The sequence below is a fragment of the Terrabacter tumescens genome, from assembly GCF_014646815.1.
Taxonomy (GTDB): Bacteria; Actinomycetota; Actinomycetes; order Actinomycetales; family Dermatophilaceae; genus Terrabacter; species Terrabacter tumescens.
In genome coordinates this window covers 83,584-99,163 of record NZ_BMNZ01000005.1, presented here as the reverse complement: position 1 = coordinate 99,163, position 15,580 = coordinate 83,584, and the positions used below count along the sequence as shown (strand labels likewise).

Annotated in this window: 15 protein-coding genes; 6 read left to right on the top strand and 9 right to left on the bottom strand. The window is 70.8% G+C overall.

Going from position 1 to position 15,580, the window contains the following annotated elements:
• Nucleotide 1: 1 nt before the first annotated feature.
• The 7 genes from pstB to mshD all read right to left on the bottom strand — a co-directional run bounded on the left by pstB (nucleotide 2) and on the right by mshD (nucleotide 8,532).
• Nucleotides 2-778 carry a phosphate ABC transporter ATP-binding protein PstB gene (gene pstB / locus IEY30_RS13625; protein WP_030199602.1) on the bottom strand — a complete coding sequence of 259 codons (777 nt, stop codon included), beginning with the start codon at nucleotides 776-778 and terminating at the stop codon, nucleotides 2-4.
• Nucleotides 779-798: 20 nt separating this feature from the next.
• The gene (gene pstA / locus IEY30_RS13620) at nucleotides 799-1,764 is read right to left on the bottom strand and encodes a phosphate ABC transporter permease PstA (RefSeq protein ID WP_030199606.1); all 966 of its coding nucleotides are present in this window, start codon (nucleotides 1,762-1,764) and stop codon (nucleotides 799-801) included.
• A complete protein-coding gene (gene pstC / locus IEY30_RS13615) occupies nucleotides 1,761-2,768 on the bottom strand; it encodes a phosphate ABC transporter permease subunit PstC (RefSeq protein WP_030199607.1) in 1,008 nt (335 codons plus the stop codon). Before pstC ends, pstA begins: the two co-directional genes overlap by 4 nt.
• Before the next feature lie 115 nt (nucleotides 2,769-2,883).
• Nucleotides 2,884-4,005 carry a phosphate ABC transporter substrate-binding protein PstS gene (pstS, locus tag IEY30_RS13610; protein WP_030199608.1) on the bottom strand — a complete coding sequence of 374 codons (1,122 nt, stop codon included), beginning with the start codon at nucleotides 4,003-4,005 and terminating at the stop codon, nucleotides 2,884-2,886.
• Nucleotides 4,006-4,224: 219 nt separating this feature from the next.
• Nucleotides 4,225-5,175 carry an NUDIX hydrolase gene (locus IEY30_RS13605; protein ID WP_030199610.1) on the bottom strand — a complete coding sequence of 317 codons (951 nt, stop codon included), beginning with the start codon at nucleotides 5,173-5,175 and terminating at the stop codon, nucleotides 4,225-4,227.
• Nucleotides 5,176-5,212: 37 nt separating this feature from the next.
• Nucleotides 5,213-7,525, bottom strand: a complete 2,313-nt coding sequence (locus IEY30_RS13600; protein ID WP_030199614.1) for an RNA degradosome polyphosphate kinase — start codon at nucleotides 7,523-7,525, stop codon at nucleotides 5,213-5,215.
• A gap of 44 nt (nucleotides 7,526-7,569) precedes the next feature.
• The gene (gene mshD, locus IEY30_RS13595) at nucleotides 7,570-8,532 is read right to left on the bottom strand and encodes a mycothiol synthase (RefSeq protein WP_030199617.1); all 963 of its coding nucleotides are present in this window, start codon (nucleotides 8,530-8,532) and stop codon (nucleotides 7,570-7,572) included.
• A 144-nt stretch (nucleotides 8,533-8,676) separates the two neighbouring features.
• On the opposite strand from mshD, the gene IEY30_RS13590 reads away from it, so the two are divergent.
• Entirely contained in the window at nucleotides 8,677-10,563 is a 1,887-nt protein-coding gene (locus tag IEY30_RS13590; RefSeq protein WP_030199621.1) for a bifunctional metallophosphatase/5'-nucleotidase, read from the top strand.
• A gap of 124 nt (nucleotides 10,564-10,687) precedes the next feature.
• On the opposite strand, the gene IEY30_RS13585 is transcribed toward IEY30_RS13590, so the two are convergent.
• Complete coding sequence (locus IEY30_RS13585) at nucleotides 10,688-11,392, bottom strand: response regulator transcription factor (protein WP_030199630.1); 705 nt, start codon at nucleotides 11,390-11,392, stop codon at nucleotides 10,688-10,690.
• Nucleotides 11,393-11,458: 66 nt separating this feature from the next.
• Between IEY30_RS13585 and IEY30_RS13580 the strand changes: the two genes are divergently transcribed.
• Both IEY30_RS13580 and IEY30_RS13575 read left to right on the top strand, forming a co-directional pair.
• Nucleotides 11,459-11,719 (top strand): MoaD/ThiS family protein, encoded by a 261-nt coding sequence (locus IEY30_RS13580; RefSeq protein ID WP_188960148.1) that lies wholly within the window; start codon nucleotides 11,459-11,461, stop codon nucleotides 11,717-11,719.
• Between the two features lie 14 nt (nucleotides 11,720-11,733).
• Entirely contained in the window at nucleotides 11,734-12,558 is an 825-nt protein-coding gene (locus IEY30_RS13575) for a hypothetical protein (RefSeq protein WP_229675001.1), read from the top strand.
• A gap of 74 nt (nucleotides 12,559-12,632) precedes the next feature.
• Here IEY30_RS13575 and IEY30_RS13570 read toward each other — a convergent pair whose 3' ends face one another.
• Nucleotides 12,633-13,004 (bottom strand): DsrE family protein, encoded by a 372-nt coding sequence (locus IEY30_RS13570; RefSeq protein ID WP_030199638.1) that lies wholly within the window; start codon nucleotides 13,002-13,004, stop codon nucleotides 12,633-12,635.
• Nucleotides 13,005-13,027: 23 nt separating this feature from the next.
• Between IEY30_RS13570 and IEY30_RS13565 the strand changes: the two genes are divergently transcribed.
• From IEY30_RS13565 to IEY30_RS13555, 3 genes are read left to right on the top strand one after another with little or no spacing between them, the layout of a single operon-like run.
• Entirely contained in the window at nucleotides 13,028-13,525 is a 498-nt protein-coding gene (locus tag IEY30_RS13565) for a heme-binding beta-barrel domain-containing protein (RefSeq protein WP_030199640.1), read from the top strand.
• Nucleotides 13,526-13,583: 58 nt separating this feature from the next.
• Nucleotides 13,584-14,627 (top strand): CAF17-like 4Fe-4S cluster assembly/insertion protein YgfZ, encoded by a 1,044-nt coding sequence (gene ygfZ / locus IEY30_RS13560; protein WP_030199648.1) that lies wholly within the window; start codon nucleotides 13,584-13,586, stop codon nucleotides 14,625-14,627.
• A gap of 35 nt (nucleotides 14,628-14,662) precedes the next feature.
• Nucleotides 14,663-15,517: a beta-keto acid cleavage family enzyme gene (locus tag IEY30_RS13555; RefSeq protein ID WP_030199649.1), complete on the top strand. Its 855-nt coding sequence runs from the start codon at nucleotides 14,663-14,665 to the stop codon at nucleotides 15,515-15,517.
• Nucleotides 15,518-15,580: the final 63 nt, after the last annotated feature.

The window sequence follows — 15,580 nt, the reverse complement described above, 5'->3', positions numbered from 1 at the left end:
CTCAGCCGAAGCGGCCGGAGATGTAGTCCTCGGTGGCCTGCTCGGTCGGGTTGTTGAAGATCCGCGTCGTGTCACCGATCTCGACGAGACGGCCCGGCTCACCGGTCGCCTTGAGGTTGAAGAAGGCCGTCCGGTCCGAGACGCGGGCCGCCTGCTGCATGTTGTGCGTGACGATGACGATCGTGAACTCGTTCTTGAGCTCGTTGATGAGGTCCTCGATCGCGAGCGTCGAGATCGGGTCGAGGGCCGAGCACGGCTCGTCCATGAGCAGCACCTGCGGCTGCACCGCGATCGCACGCGCGATGCAGAGGCGCTGCTGCTGGCCACCGGAGAGGCCGGCACCCGGCTTGTTCAGGCGGTCCTTGACCTCGTTCCAGAGGTTGGCGCCCTTGAGCGAGGTCTCGACGATGCCGTCGAGCGTCTTCTTGTTCTTGACGCCGTTGAGGCGCAGGCCCGCGGCGACGTTGTCGTAGATCGACATCGTCGGGAACGGGTTGGGCCGCTGGAACACCATGCCGATGGTGCGGCGCACGGTGACGGGGTCCATCGAGCTGGCGTAGAGGTCCTGGTCGTCGAGCATGACCTTGCCCTCGACGCGGCCGCCGGGGATCACCTCGTGCATGCGGTTCAGCGTGCGCAGGAAGGTCGACTTGCCGCAGCCGGACGGGCCGATGAAGGCCGTGACGGACCGGGGCTCGACCGTCATCGAGACGCCCTCGACGGCCTTGAAGCCGCCGTAGTAGACGTTGAGGTCGGTGACGTCGATTCGCTTTGCCATGTCAGGGGGTTCGCTTTCTCTTACTTCTTGACCGAGCCGAAGTGCGCGATGACCCGGCCGATGACGTTGAGCAGCAGGACGAGGATGATCAGGGTGAGGGCGGCGCCCCACATGCGCTCGGCGGCGGTGGACAGCGCGAAGTCGCCGCGGTCCTGGTTGATCATCATCGGCAGCGTCGGGAAGTTGCCGTTGAACAGGTCGCGCTGGAAGTTCTTCGTGTACGGCGCCAGGATCAGCAGCGGCGCCGTCTCGCCCATGACGCGGGCGATGCCGAGCAGCACGCCGGTGACGATGCCGGAGAACGCCGTGCGCAGCACGACCTTGACGACGGTGACCCACTTGGGCACACCGAGGGCGTAGGCCGCCTCCCGCAGCTCGTTGGGCACGAGCTTCAGCATCTCCTCGGTCGAGCGCACGACGACGGGGATCATGAGCAGCACGAGGGCGAGCGCCGCGGCGAAGCCGGAACGGCCGAGGCCGAACGTCGTCACCCACACGGCGTAGATGAACAGGGCGGCGACGATCGACGGCACGCCCGAGAGGATGTCGACGGTGAAGCTGATCGCCTTGGCGAGCCGGCCGCGGCCGTACTCCACGAGGTAGACGGCCGTGAGGATGCCGATCGGCACCGCGATGAGGGCGGTGAAGCCGACCATCGTCAGGGTGCCCTCGATGGCGTGCCGGGCGCCTCCGCCGAAGTCGTCGGAGTTGATGTTGCGCTGGTTGCCGGTCCACCACGTCGCCGTGGTGAGCATGTGGAAGCCCTTGCCGATGACGGTGCCGAGGATCCACACGAGGGGGACCATGGCGAGCGCGAAGGCGGCCCACATGACGATCCGAGCGACAACGTCCTTGGCCATGCGGCCGCGGTGCGGGTGGCTCATCTCGGAGAGCGCGTCGCGGCCCGGCCGGCCGCCCGGGGGCGTCACGGGCTCGCCCGGAGCCACCTGGTCGTCAGGGACGCGGCGGTCGGTGGCGGTGCTCATTCGGTGAAGGCCTTCCTGCGCTCGATGACGACGCGGGCGATGCTGTTGACGACGAAGGTCAGCACGAACAGGACCAGACCGGCCGCGATGTAGGCGCCCGTCTTGCCCGGGTTGCTGAACTCCGCCGCGTTGTTGGCGATCTTCGAGGCGAACGTCTCGCCGCCGTTGAAGAGCGACCACGTCCACGGGCTGCCGTCGGAGAGGGCCGACACGAGGAAGGTGACGGCGATCGTCTCGCCGAGCGCACGGCCGAGGGCGAGCATCGAGGCGGAGATGACGCCGGGACGGCCGAAGGGCAGCACCGCGGTGCGGATCATCTCCCACTGCGTGGCGCCGAGCGCGAGCGCGCCCTCCTTGTGGGCGATGGGCGTCTGGTCGAAGACCTCGCGCGAGAGCGCGGTCACGATCGGCAGCACCATGATCGCGAGCACGATGCCGATGAAGAAGATCGTGCCGCCGCTGATGCCGGTCGGCGCGAAGAGCGGGAACCAGCCGAGGGCGCTCTCGATCCAGCCCTGCACAGGCTTGAAGACCGGCGCGAAGGCGATGAGGCCCCAGAGGCCGTAGACGATCGACGGCACGGCCGCGAGGAGGTCGACGAGGCCGGCGGCCGGACGACGCATCCAGGTGGGCGCGTACTGGGTGATGAAGAGGGCGACGGCGACCCCGACCGGCACCGCGACGAGCATCGCGATGGTCGAGGCGGTCACCGTCGTCCAGAGGAACTCGAGGATGCCGAAGGCCGGCTTCTCGCCGCCCGGTGCCCAGACCCGGCTCGTGAAGAAGCTCTCCGAGTTGTTCATCAGGGCGGGCACGGCCTGCACGACGAGGAAGACCGCGATGAGGCTGACGAGGGCGATGACGACGACACCGGACACCGTCGCGGCGCCGCCGAAGAGACGGTCGCCGAAACGGCCGGTGGATGCCCGGTCGCCCTGCAGGGGCTGCTTCCCGTCAGGCCCGGGAGCCTGGTCCGCGGCGGACACGCCGGTCACTGTGGACACGTGGAGGCCTCTTCCTTCGTTCGGGTGGTACTGGCGCAGGGGCGGACGCCGGTTGCGGCGCCCGCCCCTGCGTGGTCGATCCGGTCGGATCGCTCCGTCCGGGTCAGGCGGAGGTTCAGGAGATCGCGTCGACCGCGGTCTGGACCTTGGTGGCGACCTCGGCCGGCAGCGGGGCGTAGCCCTTGGCCTCGAGGCCCTTCTGGACGGAGTCGGAGGCGAAGGACTTGAGGAAGCTCTTGACCTTCTTGCCCGTCTCGGCGTCGGCGTACTTCGAGCAGACGATCTCGTACGTCACGAGGACGATCGGGTAGGCCCCGGCCTCCTTGGTGGCGTAGTCGATCTTGAGCGCGAGGTTGTTGCCGGTGCCGGTCTGCTTGGCCGTGGCGATCGTCTTGCCGGCCGACTCGGCGGTCAGCTCGACGGGGCCGGAGCCGGTGTCGATCTGGGCCATCGGCAGCTGGTTCTGCTGGGCGTAGGAGAGCTCGACGTACGTGATGCCGCCGTCCTGGCCCTTGACCGCGGTGGCGACACCGGCCGACTTCTCCTTGCCCTCGCCCTTGCCGGTCCACTTCTTGCCGGTGTCGTAGGACCAGGCGTCGGGAGCGGCGGCCTTGAGGTACTTCGTGAAGTTCTCGGTCGTGCCCGACTCGTCGGAGCGGAAGAAGACCTTGATCGGCGTCGAGGGCAGCGTGACGCCCTTGTTGAGCGCCGCGATGGCCGGGTCGTTCCACGTCGTGATCTTGCCGTCGAAGATCTTGGCCGCGACCTCGGCGTCGAGCACGAGCTTGTCGACGCCCTTGACGTTGTAGGCGATCGCGATCGGACCGGTGACCATGGGCAGGTTCCAGGCATCGGAGCCGCACGAGGCCTTGGCGTCGTCGGCCTCGATCTTGCCGTCCTTGGGCTCGGTCTTCAGGGCCGAGTCGGAGCCGGCGAAGTCGACCTGCTTGGCGATGAACTGCTTGATGCCGGCACCGGAACCGGTGGGCTGGTAGTCGATGTTGGCGTCGGCGCAGTTCGTCTGGTACGCCTTGATCGCCTCGTCGATGGCGTTCTTCTGCGCCGAGGAGCCCTCGGCCTTGAGGTCGCCGCTGAAGCAGTCGCCCGCAGCGGTCGAGCCGCCCGCGGTGGAGCCCGCGCCGGGGGTGGCGCCGTTGTTCTCGGACGCGCAGGCCGAGAGCGCAAGAGCGCCGGACAGGGCGATGGCGCCGAGAGCGCTGATACGCGAAACAGACACGAGTGTGATCCCTCTCGATGGGGTGTTCCTGGTGGTCGGTCGGTCAGATCCGAGCGACGTTGCTGGATGGTGATCCACGGCGAACATAGGTCCGCAGGATGACCAGCGGTCCACGTGCGGTTAACGCAGGGTGAACGAGGGGCGACGTCTTGGGGCGGGGCGTCACCTCGGGATGCGGCCCGCCCGGGACCGGCCCACGATGAAGGGTTCGGGCGGGCCTCAGGTGTCGATGCGTTCGACGTCGACGACGCGCGCGTCCTCGCCGCGTCCGACGAGGTGGCACACGAGCACCTCGCCCTTGTGCATCGCCTCGTCGGCGGCGGCGCGCAGCTGCTCGGCGACGAGGTCGCCGCGCTCGGGAGAGGAGGAGACCCGGGCGTGGAGCAGGCCGAGCAGGGTCGGCAGCACCGGCCCGTGGCTGCACAGCGCGGCGGGGTCGCCACGCTCGAGCAGGCGCTGCACCTGTGCGACGGCGCCGACCTCGCTCTCGGCGAAGCCCTCCTCGGAGAGCGCGTCACGGGTGCGCAGGCGCAGGCCGTTCCTGACGGCATACGGCTCGACGGTGGCGACGCAGCGGGTCGACGACGAGGAGACGACACGCTTCACGCCGTAGGCGTCGAGCACGGCCGCGACCGTCGCGGCCTGTGCGCGTCCGACGGCGTCGAGCGGGCGCTTGCGGTCGTCGCCGTCCCACTTGCCGCGCGGGGTCGCCTTGGCGTGGCGGACGAACGCGATGGGCCACGAGCGCAGCTCGTCGGCCCGGCCGGCGCGGACGAGCGCGAGCAGCTGCTCGCGGTCGCGCGCGTAGTCGAGGCGGTCGTGGGCCGTGCGCACGTCGACCCAGGCGACCTCGTCGATCTCGTGCTCGAGCGCCCCGGTGCCTCCTGTGACGCGGGCCGCCCAGTAGTGCACCTTCTTCGTGGCCGGGCCGCCGGTATGGTCGAGGACGGGGTACTCCGCCGGCGGCAGCGGCACCCCGAGCCGCACGACGAGACCGGTCTCCTCGAGCGTCTCGCGGGTCGCCGCGACGCACGCGTGCTCACCGGGGTCGAGCTTGCCCTTGGCCCACGACCAGTCGTCGTACTTCGGCCGGTGGACGAGAGCGACCTCCAGGCGTCCGTCGCGACGGCGCCAGGGCAGCGTGCCGGCGGCGGGGATCACAGAGGCCACGGGCGCCAGTCTGCCTGATGGGGTGGTCGTATGCCGGTCAGCGACGGCGTGCCTTGCGGCGCCGCTTGTCGTGCCGCTCGATGAGCCTGGCCTGCAGGTCGTCGAGCGGCTCGCCGGAGTCGGACAGGTGATGGCGCACCCAACGCCCGTCGGAGCCGAGGTCCCAGCGCGAGGTCGTGTCGGCGAACGCGAGGTCGATGAGGTCGGCCAGCTCGACGATGTGGCCGGGGTCGGCGATGCGCACGAGCGCCTCGACCCGGCGGTCGAGGTTGCGGTGCATCATGTCGGCGCTGCCGATGTAGACCTGCGGGTCGCCGCCGTGGTCGAACCAGAAGACCCGCGAGTGCTCGAGGAAGCGCCCGAGGATCGAGCGGACCCGGATGTGCTCCGAGAGCCCCTCGACGCCGGGACGCAGCGCGCAGATGCCGCGCACCCAGATGTCGACGCGGACGCCGGCGATGCTCGCCCGGTAGAGCGCGTCGATGAGCGCCTCGTCGACGATCGAGTTGGCCTTGATGACGATGCGTCCGGCCGGTGCGCCCTCGCGGCGCGACTCGTGGAGCTCGATCTCCTCGTCGATGAGGTCGATCAGGCCCGACCGCACGGAGCGGGGCGCGACGAGCAGGCGCTTGAACTTGCTCCGGGGCGCGAAGCCCGAGAGGAGGTTGAAGAGGCGCGACAGGTCCTCGCCCACCTGCGGGTCGGTCGTGAAGAGGCCGAAGTCCTCGTAGACGCGCGCCGTCTTGGGGTTGTAGTTGCCGGTGCCGATGTGGCAGTAGCGCACGAGGCCCTCGGACTCCTGGCGCACGACGAGGCAGAGCTTCGCGTGGGTCTTGAGGCCGACGACGCCGTAGACGACGTGGACGCCCGCCTCCTCGAGCTTGCGGGCCCAGGAGATGTTGTTGACCTCGTCGAAGCGCGCCTTGATCTCGACGACGGCGAGCACCTGCTTGCCCGCTTCGGCGGCGTCGATGAGGGCGTCGATGATGGGGGAGTCGCCCGAGGTGCGGTAGAGCGTCTGCTTGATCGCGAGGACCTTCGGGTCGTTCGCGGCCTGCTCGATGAAGGCCTGCACCGACGTCGAGAACGAGTTGTAGGGGTGCTGGACGAGCACGTCCTTCTGCCGGACCGCGGCGAGCAGGTCGATGGCCTTGGCGCTCTCGGTCGGCGCGAAGTCGGGGTGCGTGCGCGGGAAGAACTTCGGGAACTCGAGGTCGCTGCGGTCGACGTCGGCGATGGTGAACAGGCCCCGCAGGTCGAGCGGGGTGGGCAGCCGGTAGATCTCCCGGTCGCTGATCTGCAGCTCGCGGGCGAGCATGTCGAGGACCTTGGGGTCGATGTCGTCCTCGACCTCGAGGCGGATCGGCGGCCCGAAGCGGCGCCGGGTCAGCTCCTTCTCCAGGGCGGTCAGGAGGTTCTCGGCGTCGTCCTCCTCGACCTCGAGGTCCTCGTTCCGGGTGACCCGGAAGGAGAAGTGCTCCTGCACGAGCATGCCGGGGAAGAGCTGGTCGAGGTGGCTGGCGATGACGTCCTCGAGGGGCACGAAGCGCTTGCGCTCGCCGTCGGCGTCGACGTCCTCCTCGACGAGGATGAAGCGGGGCAGGCTCGGCGGCACCTTGACGCGGGCGAAGTGCTCGGTGCCGGTCTTGGGGTTCTGCAGCAGCACGGCGAGGTTGAGCGACAGCCCGGAGATGTAGGGGAACGGGTGCGCCGGGTCGACCGCGAGCGGCGTGAGCACCGGGAAGACGCGGTCGGCGAAGAAGTAGTGCAGCGGCTCGCGGTCGTCCTCGTCGAGGTCGTCCCACCGCACCACGGTGATGCCCTCGTCCTCCAGGGACGGGCGCACGTCGTGCTGGAAGACGCCGGCGTGCTGCTGCATCAGCTCGTGGGCGAGGCGGGCGATGCGCTCGAGCAGCTCGCGGGGCTCGAGCCCGGCGGCCGTGCGCACCGCGAGGCCGGTCGCGATGCGGCGCTTCAGCCCGGCGACGCGCACCATGAAGTACTCGTCGAGGTTGTTGGCGAAGATCGCGAGGAAGCGGGTCCGCTCGAGCAGCGGCACGGCCGGGTCCATGGCCAGCTGGAGCACCCGCTCGTTGAACTGCAGCCACGACAGCTCCCGCTCGAGGTAGCGGTCGGGCGGCAGGTCGTCCTCCTCGGCACCCTGGCCGGGCGCCCCGACGAAGCGGCCGTTGGCCGCCCGCGCCGGCACGCGCCGCGTCGGGACGGTGCTCGTGAACGAGCTGACCTCCGACGGCTCGCTCGTCGGCTCCTCGGGTGCGGCGCCCCGCTCGGCCGCGGCCGGTGCATCCTGCTCGTCGAGGTCGGGGGTGGTGAGGCTGCCGGTGCTCATGCGCCCATCGTGGCACCGATAGGTGGCCTCGGGGTGAACTCGTCTCAGCCGGGGACCGGTGCGACCGGGGCCTCGGACGCCGTGTCCGGCGCGTCCTCGCGGGCGTACTGCCGATGCACCTCGACGTCGACGAAACCGAGCGCGGCGTAGGTGCGCACGGCGGCGACGTTGTCCTCGTCGACGTAGAGCACGACCCGGTCCAGGCCGAGCGAGCGCAGGTGGTCGAGGCCCAGCACGGTGACGGCCCGGCCGAGTCCCTGGCCCTGGCGGTCGGGGGAGACGGCGACGACGTAGACCTCACCGACGTCTCCTCCGGGCGGGTCGACCTTGGTCCAGTGCGAGGCCGCGAGCACGTCGGGGGCGTCCGCCTCGACGACGAGGATCAGGCCGGCCGGGTCCCACCACGGCTCGGCCATGCGCTGGTCGAGGTCGGCCCGACGCAGCGACCCCTGCTCGGGGTGGTGGGCGAAGGCCGCGGCGTTGAGGGCCAGCCACGCGTCCTCGTCGCGACCGGGCTCGAAGGAGCGGACGGCATACCTCTTGTCGAGCGACGCGGCCGGCCACGACGGCCCTTCCTGCAGCGAGCGGCCCATGACGTGGAGCGAGCGGACGGCCACGAGGCCCTTGGCGCGGGCGAACGCGGCCGCGGCGTCGGCCGCTGCTCCCGTCGCGTGGCTCCAGACGCGTATGCCGTCCGGCAGGCTCGCGAGCAGCGCCGTGCCCACGCCCGACCGGCGGGCTGCGGGTGAGACGACGAGCTCGGCCGACGCCGGTCCCTCGCCCGTGCGGGACTGGGCGTAGCCGACGAGCGCGCCCTCGGCGTCGGTCGCGAGCAGGTGGTCGACCCCGTCGTGCTCGCGCGACCGCGCGGAGAGCCGGAACTGCTCCGAGAGCGCCTGCGAGCCGTCGACCGACGCGGCCTCCTCGGCGAGCGCGAGCACGGCGGAGGACTCGTCGGCGGTGAGCGGGGTGGTCGCGTCGCGCAGGGCGACCGTCGGGCGCGGCATACCGCGATTCCACCACAGCGGTCCGGGGAGACTCGCGATCGTCACCAGTCCTTCACCCGCGAACCCCCACTCGGCACCGATCCGGGACTAGCCTCCCACTGGGTGCCAGGAGCACCGATCACCACCAATGAGCAAGGGGAGACCATGTCCAGACGGACAAGCCGCCTGACGGGCGTCACCATCGCCGGCATCGCCGCACTCGCGATGGCCGCGGCGCCCGCGATCGCCAGCAGTGGCAGCGGAGCAGGCGATGGCGCGGCCAAGGGTGTCAAGGGGCCGCACGGGGTCCTCGACATCCAGCTGCTGTCGTTCAACGACTTCCACGGCAACCTCGAGCCGCCGAGCGGGTCGAGCGGGCGCATCGTGGTCGGCCACGCCCCCGACACCGCCGACGTCGACAAGGACAAGAACACCGACGAGCCGGCCGACGTCACCGTCGACGCGGGTGGCGCCGAGTACCTCGCGTCCAACCTCGAAGCAGCGCGCAAGGGCCACCCAAACACGCTGACCGTGGCGGCCGGAGACATCGTCGGCGCCTCGCCCCTGCTGTCGGCGGCCTTCCACGACGAGCCCACGGTGCTCGCGATGAACAAGCTCGGCCTCGACGTGACCTCGGTGGGCAACCACGAGTTCGACGAGGGCTACAAGGAGATCCAGCGCCTCGCCGACGGCGGGTGCATCAACGACGGTGACGGCGCCAACAACCAGAACTCCTGCCCGACCGGATCCTTCCCGGGGGCGAGCTACGACATCCTCGCGGCGAACGTCATCGAGAAGTCCTCGGGCAACACGATCCTGCCGGCCTACTCGATCAAGAACGTCAACGGCGCCAAGATCGGCTTCATCGGCATGACCCTCAAGGACACGCCCAACATCGTCACCGCCTCCGGCGTGGCCGGGCTGGAGTTCACCGACGAGGTCAAGACCGCCAACGCCCTCGTGCCCGTGCTCCGCAGCAAGGGCGTCAAGGCCATCGTCGTGCTCATCCACCAGGGCGGCACGCCGGCCAAGCAGCCGTGGACCAACCCGACGAGTGGCAACGCCTACCTCGCCAACCCGACGTACGACTACACGTGCCAGGGTGGCGGCAACCTGACCGAGGACTCGGCGATCCTGCCGATCGCCAAGGGCCTGGACCCCGAGATCGACATGATCGTCTCCGGTCACACCCACCAGCCGTACGTCTGCAACGTCCCGGACCCGGCCGGCAAGGACCGTCTCGTCACGTCGGCGTCGTCGTTCGGCCGGCTCTTCACCGAGACCACGCTGAAGTACAACTTCCAGACGCGGGACATCCTGCGCGGCACCGTCGAGGCGACGAACATGATCGTGGGCCGTGACGTGAAGGACCCGATCCAGACCGCTCTCATCGAGCAGTACAAGGAGCTCGTCCGTCCCATCGCCTCGAAGGTGATCGGCCACATCACGCAGGACGTCCTCAAGGGCGGGGCCGGCATCAACGCCGGAGGTGAGTCGCAGCTCGGCGACCTCATCGCCGACGCCCAGCTCGCCGACCCGTCGGTCGTCACGGGCGGCGAGAAGCCGGTGATCGCGTTCATGAACCCGGGCGGCATCCGCGCCGACCTGACGTACGCGACCTCGCCCTACGGCGAGGCCCCCGGTGACATCACCTACGACGAGGCGTTCACGGTCCAGCCGTTCAACAACTATCTCGTGTCGATGACGCTGACCGGCGCGCAGATCAAGGAGATCCTGAACCAGCAGTGGACCGGCAGCAACGCCGGCAGCGGCAAGAAGATCCTCCAGGTCTCGAAGGGCTTCTCGTACAGCTACTCCGGCACGACTCTCGGCCCGGTGACGCTGAACAACAGCCCCCTCGTGGACACCCAGTCCTACCGCATCGTGACGAACAACTTCCTGCAGGGCGGCGGCGACGGCTTCCCGAGCTTCCTGAAGGGCAGCAACGTCTACTACGGCGGCCTCGACATCGACGCGTTCGCCAACTACCTGACGTCCTTCAACCCCACTGGCTACACGCCGGGTTCGCTGAACCGGATCTCCGGCAGCTGACGCAGGACGCACCAGGCGAAACAGGGGTATGCCGCCCGGCTCACCGAGCCGGGCGGCATCCTTTTGCGTCGGTGAGCCCGGGACCGTGCGTTCGACCGCGCTCAGGCGCAGGCGGGAGCCGCGCTCAGGCGTCGGCGGTCTCGGTGGACGGGGAGTCGGCCCGGTCGGGGACGAGGCGGTAGCCGACGTTGCGGACCGTGCCGATGAGGGTCTCGTGGTCGGGCCCGAGCTTGGCGCGCAGGCGCCGCACGTGCACGTCGACGGTGCGGGTACCGCCGTAGTAGTCGTAGCCCCAGACCTCCTGCAGGAGCTGGGCGCGCGTGAAAACGCGGCCCGGGTGCTGGGCGAGGTACTTGATGAGCTCGAACTCCTTGTAGGTGAGGTCGAGCGGGTGCCCGCGGAACTTCGCGGAGTAGGACGACTCGTCGATGACGAGCTCGCCCGAGGTGATCGGCATGTCCAGGTCGGCGTCGTCGTCCTGGCCCTTGGTCATGGCGAGGCGCAGGCGGGCGTCGACCTCTGCCGGCCCGGCTGAGTCGAGCAGCACGTCGTCGAGGCCCCACTCGGCCGTGAGACCAGCGAGGCCGCCCTCGGTGAGGACGGCCAGCAGCGGGGTGCCGATCCCGGTGGTGCGCAGCACCCGGCACAAGGAGCGTGCGCTCGCCAGCTCCCGCCGCGCATCGACGATGACGACGTCGCAGTCGGGCGAGTCGACGAGCGCGGTGGCCTCGGCCGGCAGGATGCGCACCGTGTGGCTCAGCAGCCCGAGGGCAGGCAGCACCTCGGCGCTCGGGGCGAGCGCGTTGGTGAGCAGCAGCAGGCGGGCCATCTCATGCAGGATAGGCGAGACTGGTCACCAGCGAACCGGACAGCGCCAACGATGAGACGGAGTGAGATGCCCCCGAGTGCACCCGAGTCGCGCACGGTCACCGTGCGCTACTGGGCCGCGGCCCGTGCCGCGGCCGGCACCGACAGCGAGCAGCGGGCGGGTGCGACCGTCGGCCAGGTCGTCGACGCCTCCGTCGCCGCCCACCCCGATCTCGCCCGCGTGGCCGCCGTGGCGACCTTCCTGCTCGACGGGCGTTCCGTGGGCCGCGACGAGCCGGTGCCCGACGGCGGCACGGTCGAGGTGCTGCCGCCCTTTGCCGGCGGGTGATGCACAATGGCCCCGTGCCTGAGGACAACGCGGCCCTGCCCGGACCCGACGTCTCTGGCGGCTCGGTGGCCGGCGGGTCGCTCCACCTCCCGCTCTCTCCAGTGGCCGCCGACCGCGTCCGCTGGGTCAGCATCGCGGCCACGTTCGTGGCCGCGGTCGCGCTGCTCGTGGCGCAGGACTCGGGGTATGCCGCGACGCTGGGTCTGACCCTCGTGCTCGCCCTCGCGGTGGCCTGGGGGTGGCCGCTGCTCACCGGCTCGTGGACGCCGACGGCGACGACCGTCGTGCTCGCCGCCTCGTCCGTGGCCATCGTGCTGAGCGCCCTGCGGGAGGACCTGCTCTGGGTGCCGGCCGCCGTGGCGTTCGGCATCGTCCTCTCCTTCTTCGGCCAGCTCGTCCGGCGCACCGGCCGCGAGGGTCTCGTGCTCACGCTGCTGTCGTCGTTCGGTGGGTTGGTCGTCATCGCCTCGGGCACGACCGCCGTCGTGGCCGCCGACACCGCGCGCGGCCAGGCCGTCGCCGTGGTGGCGATGGCGGCCGTCGGAGCTGCCGTCGTCACCGACCTGCTCTCCGGCGTGCGGGTGGCAGCGCCCCTGCTCGGCTTCGTCGCGCTCGCGGCGTCGGTGCTGGCGGCGGTCGTCGCGGCGTCAGGCTTCGTCGAGGTCGGCCTGCTCGAGTCCCTCGGCATCGGGGCGGCGGCCGGCACGGTGTCGTGGTCGTTCCGGCGGGTGCTCGCCCTCCAGCCGGCCATGCTGACGGTGCGCGGGCAGGTCGGGGCCGGCGTGGGCTCGGTGCTCGTCGTCGGCGCCGTCGTGCGCCTCTTCTCCGTCCTCACATGACGCGCCGCCACCCGTTCGAGGTGAACCCGCCGTGGTTGCCGCGGCGGAATCACCTCGAACGGTGGGCGGCGGGGTCAGTAGACGAGGGCCTGGGCGCCCGGAGCCATGACCTCCTCGACGAAGACGGTCGCCCCCTTGATGACCGCGCCCTCGACGAGCTGGTCCTCGGTGAGCTCGCGCCGGGCCGCGCACTGCGTGCAGACGGTGAGCCGGCCACCCGCGAGAACCGCGTCGCGCAGCTCCACGAGCGGGGCGGCATACGGCAGCTCGAACTCCTCGGCGCGGCCGGGCACGGCCATCCACGTCGAATCGCCCGTCAGCCAGAGCGACACGTCGACGCCGCTCGCGACGGCGGTCGCGGCGACCGTGAAGGCCTGCGAGAGACGCTCCGGCGCCTCGGTTCCGGCGGTGACCTTGACGACGAGCGAGCGTGCGGGGGAGTCCATGGGATCAGGCTACGATCGGGCGCATGTTCAACCTCGACCAGGACATCCCGGAGCCGCTGCGACCCCTCGCCTGGCTCATCGGACGCTGGGAGGGCGCAGGCGTCGTGGGCTACCCCACGATCGAGTCGGCGCACTTCGGCCAGGAGGTCGAGGTGACCCACGACGGGCGGGGCTTCCTCAAGTGGGAGAGCCGCGCCTGGATCCTCGACTCCGAGAACGGCGCCAAGGTGCGCCCCGCCGCAGTCGAGTCCGGCTTCTGGCGCCCGCTCGAGAACGGCGAGGTCGAGCTGCTGCTCGCGCACCCGACCGGCATCCTCGAGCTCTACTACGGCAAGATCGAGCCGGCCAAGATCCAGCTCAAGACCGACGGCGTCCTGCGCGCGCCCGGCGCCAAGGAGTACAACGCGGCCACCCGCATGTACGGCCTCGTCGAGTCCAACCTGCTCTGGGTCATGGACATGGCGGCCGTGGGACAGGAGCTCCAGAGCCACGTGTCGGCCACGCTCAAGCGCGTCGAGTGACGCACGCCAAGCCCGGGAACCACGGAATGAGGCGTATGCCGTGAGCGTTCCTCCCAGCATGAGCGACGTGGAGCTGCCCACCCGACCGGCGACGACCAGCCCGCTGCTGGCGCGCCCCGGTGCCGTGGCCGGCGAAGGGGTCGAGGCCTCCGTCGCGATCCACTACGGCGACCCGATGCGTGAGCAGCGCCTCCTCGAGGAGGGCCTCGCGGTCGTCGACCTCTCGCACCGCGACGTCGTGACGGTCACCGGACCGGACCGGCTCAGCTGGCTGCACTCGCTGACCACCCAGCACCTCCTCGGCCTCGAGCCGCGCCAGTCGCGTGAGGCCCTCGTGCTGACGCCCAAGGGTCACGTCGAGCACTCGCTCCACCTCGTCGACGACGGCACGACGACGTGGATCACGACCGAGCCGGGCGCCGGGCAGGCGCTCGCCGACTGGCTCGACAAGATGCGTTTCATGCTCCGCGTCGAGGTCGCCCTCGTCACGGACGACTGGGCCGTCCTCGGTGAGCCGCACGCCAACGAGTCGGTCGAGGGTGAGCCGCTCGCGTGGCGCGACCCGTGGCCCGACCTCGTCGGCGACACGACGGCCTACGGCCCCGTCGAAGACCACCCCGGCACCGAGCGTGCCTGGCGCGAGGTCCTCGTCCCGCGCACGGATCTCGTTGCAGCCGTGGGCGATCGGCCGCTCGCCGGCCTCTGGGCCGCCGAGGCGCTGCGCATCGCGGCCTGGCGTCCCCGCCTCGGGCAGGAGACCGACCACCGCACGATCGTGCACGAGGTCGACTGGCTCCGCACCGCCGTGCACCTGCACAAGGGCTGCTACCGCGGCCAGGAGACCGTGGCCCGCGTCCACAACCTCGGCCGTCCGCCGCGGCGCCTCGTCTTCCTCCACCTCGACGGCTCCGGGCACGTCCTGCCGGCGCAGGGCAGCGAGGTCCGGGTCGACGACCGGGTCGTCGGTCGCGTGACCTCCGTCGGTCGCCACCACGTCGACGGCCCGATCGCCCTGGCGGTCATCAAGCGCAACACCGACCCCACCCTCGAGCTGCTCGTCGACGACCTCTCGGCGTCGCAGACGGTCATCGTCGCGCCCTGACCGACGACGGCTCCGGCGCTGGCAGGATGAGCCGCATGAGCCCCGCACGCAGCGTCGCGAGCACCCTGATCACCGTCGCGCCCACCGGCGCCGAGAGCGCCAAGGCCGACGTGCCGGCGCTGCCGACGACACCGGAGGAGCTCGTCGAGACCGCCGTCGCGTGCGAGCGGGCGGGGGCCGCGCTCATCCACATCCACGTGCGTGACCGCGAGCACCAGCCGACCCTCGAGCCGGCCTTCCTCAAGGAGGCCGTCGACGGCGTGCGCGAGGCCACCGACCTCGTCGTCCAGCTGTCGACGGGCGGAGCGATCACCGACCCGCTCGAGAAGCGGCTCACCGTGCTCGACGCCGACCCCGACTCGTGCTCGCTCACGTGCGGCACGACGAACTTCGGCGACGGGGTCTTCCTCAACCCGTGGGGCTTCATGGTCGACCTCTACCGCCAGGCGCAGGAGCGTGAGATCGTGCCGGAGTTCGAGCTGTTCGAGCTCGGCCACGTGCACGCGCTGCGCCGCCTCATCGACGAGTGCGGCCTGCCCTTCGGCGGCAAGGTCCACGTCGACTTCGTCACCGGGGTGCCGGGCTCGATGCCCGGCACGCCGCAGGCCCTGCTCGCCGGCGTCGCGATGCTCCCGCCCGAGGTGACGAGCTGGTCGGCCACCGGCATCGGCCGCGCGCACCTGCCCATCGTCGCCGCGGCCCTCTCGGCGGGCGGGCACCTGCGCGTCGGCATGGAGGACAACCTGATGTATGCCAGGGGCCGGGCCGTCGTGCACAACAGCGAGCTCGTGGCTCGGGCCGCCGAGCTCGCGACCCTGATGCAGCGGCCGCCGATGACGACGACCGAGGCCCGCGAGGCCCTCTCGGTCAAGGACCGCCGCACCCGCTGACCGCGTCCCCGGTGTCGGTGCGGAGCGGTGTGGGACGTCTCACGCTGCCCAGAGTTTGCATTT

Coding starts and splice junctions, on each gene's coding strand:
- IEY30_RS13585 (WP_030199630.1), bottom strand. CDS start 11,392: ATGGCCCGCCTGCTGCTGCTCACCAACGCGCTCGCCCCGAGCGCCGAG.
- pstA (WP_030199606.1), bottom strand. CDS start 1,764: ATGAGCACCGCCACCGACCGCCGCGTCCCTGACGACCAGGTGGCTCCG.
- IEY30_RS13580 (WP_188960148.1), top strand. CDS start 11,459: ATGCCCCCGAGTGCACCCGAGTCGCGCACGGTCACCGTGCGCTACTGG.
- IEY30_RS13555 (WP_030199649.1), top strand. CDS start 14,663: ATGAGCCCCGCACGCAGCGTCGCGAGCACCCTGATCACCGTCGCGCCC.
- ygfZ (WP_030199648.1), top strand. CDS start 13,584: ATGAGCGACGTGGAGCTGCCCACCCGACCGGCGACGACCAGCCCGCTG.
- pstB (WP_030199602.1), bottom strand. CDS start 778: ATGGCAAAGCGAATCGACGTCACCGACCTCAACGTCTACTACGGCGGC.
- mshD (WP_030199617.1), bottom strand. CDS start 8,532: ATGCCGCGCCCGACGGTCGCCCTGCGCGACGCGACCACCCCGCTCACC.
- IEY30_RS13565 (WP_030199640.1), top strand. CDS start 13,028: ATGTTCAACCTCGACCAGGACATCCCGGAGCCGCTGCGACCCCTCGCC.
- IEY30_RS13570 (WP_030199638.1), bottom strand. CDS start 13,004: ATGGACTCCCCCGCACGCTCGCTCGTCGTCAAGGTCACCGCCGGAACC.
- IEY30_RS13600 (WP_030199614.1), bottom strand. CDS start 7,525: ATGAGCACCGGCAGCCTCACCACCCCCGACCTCGACGAGCAGGATGCA.
- IEY30_RS13590 (WP_030199621.1), top strand. CDS start 8,677: ATGTCCAGACGGACAAGCCGCCTGACGGGCGTCACCATCGCCGGCATC.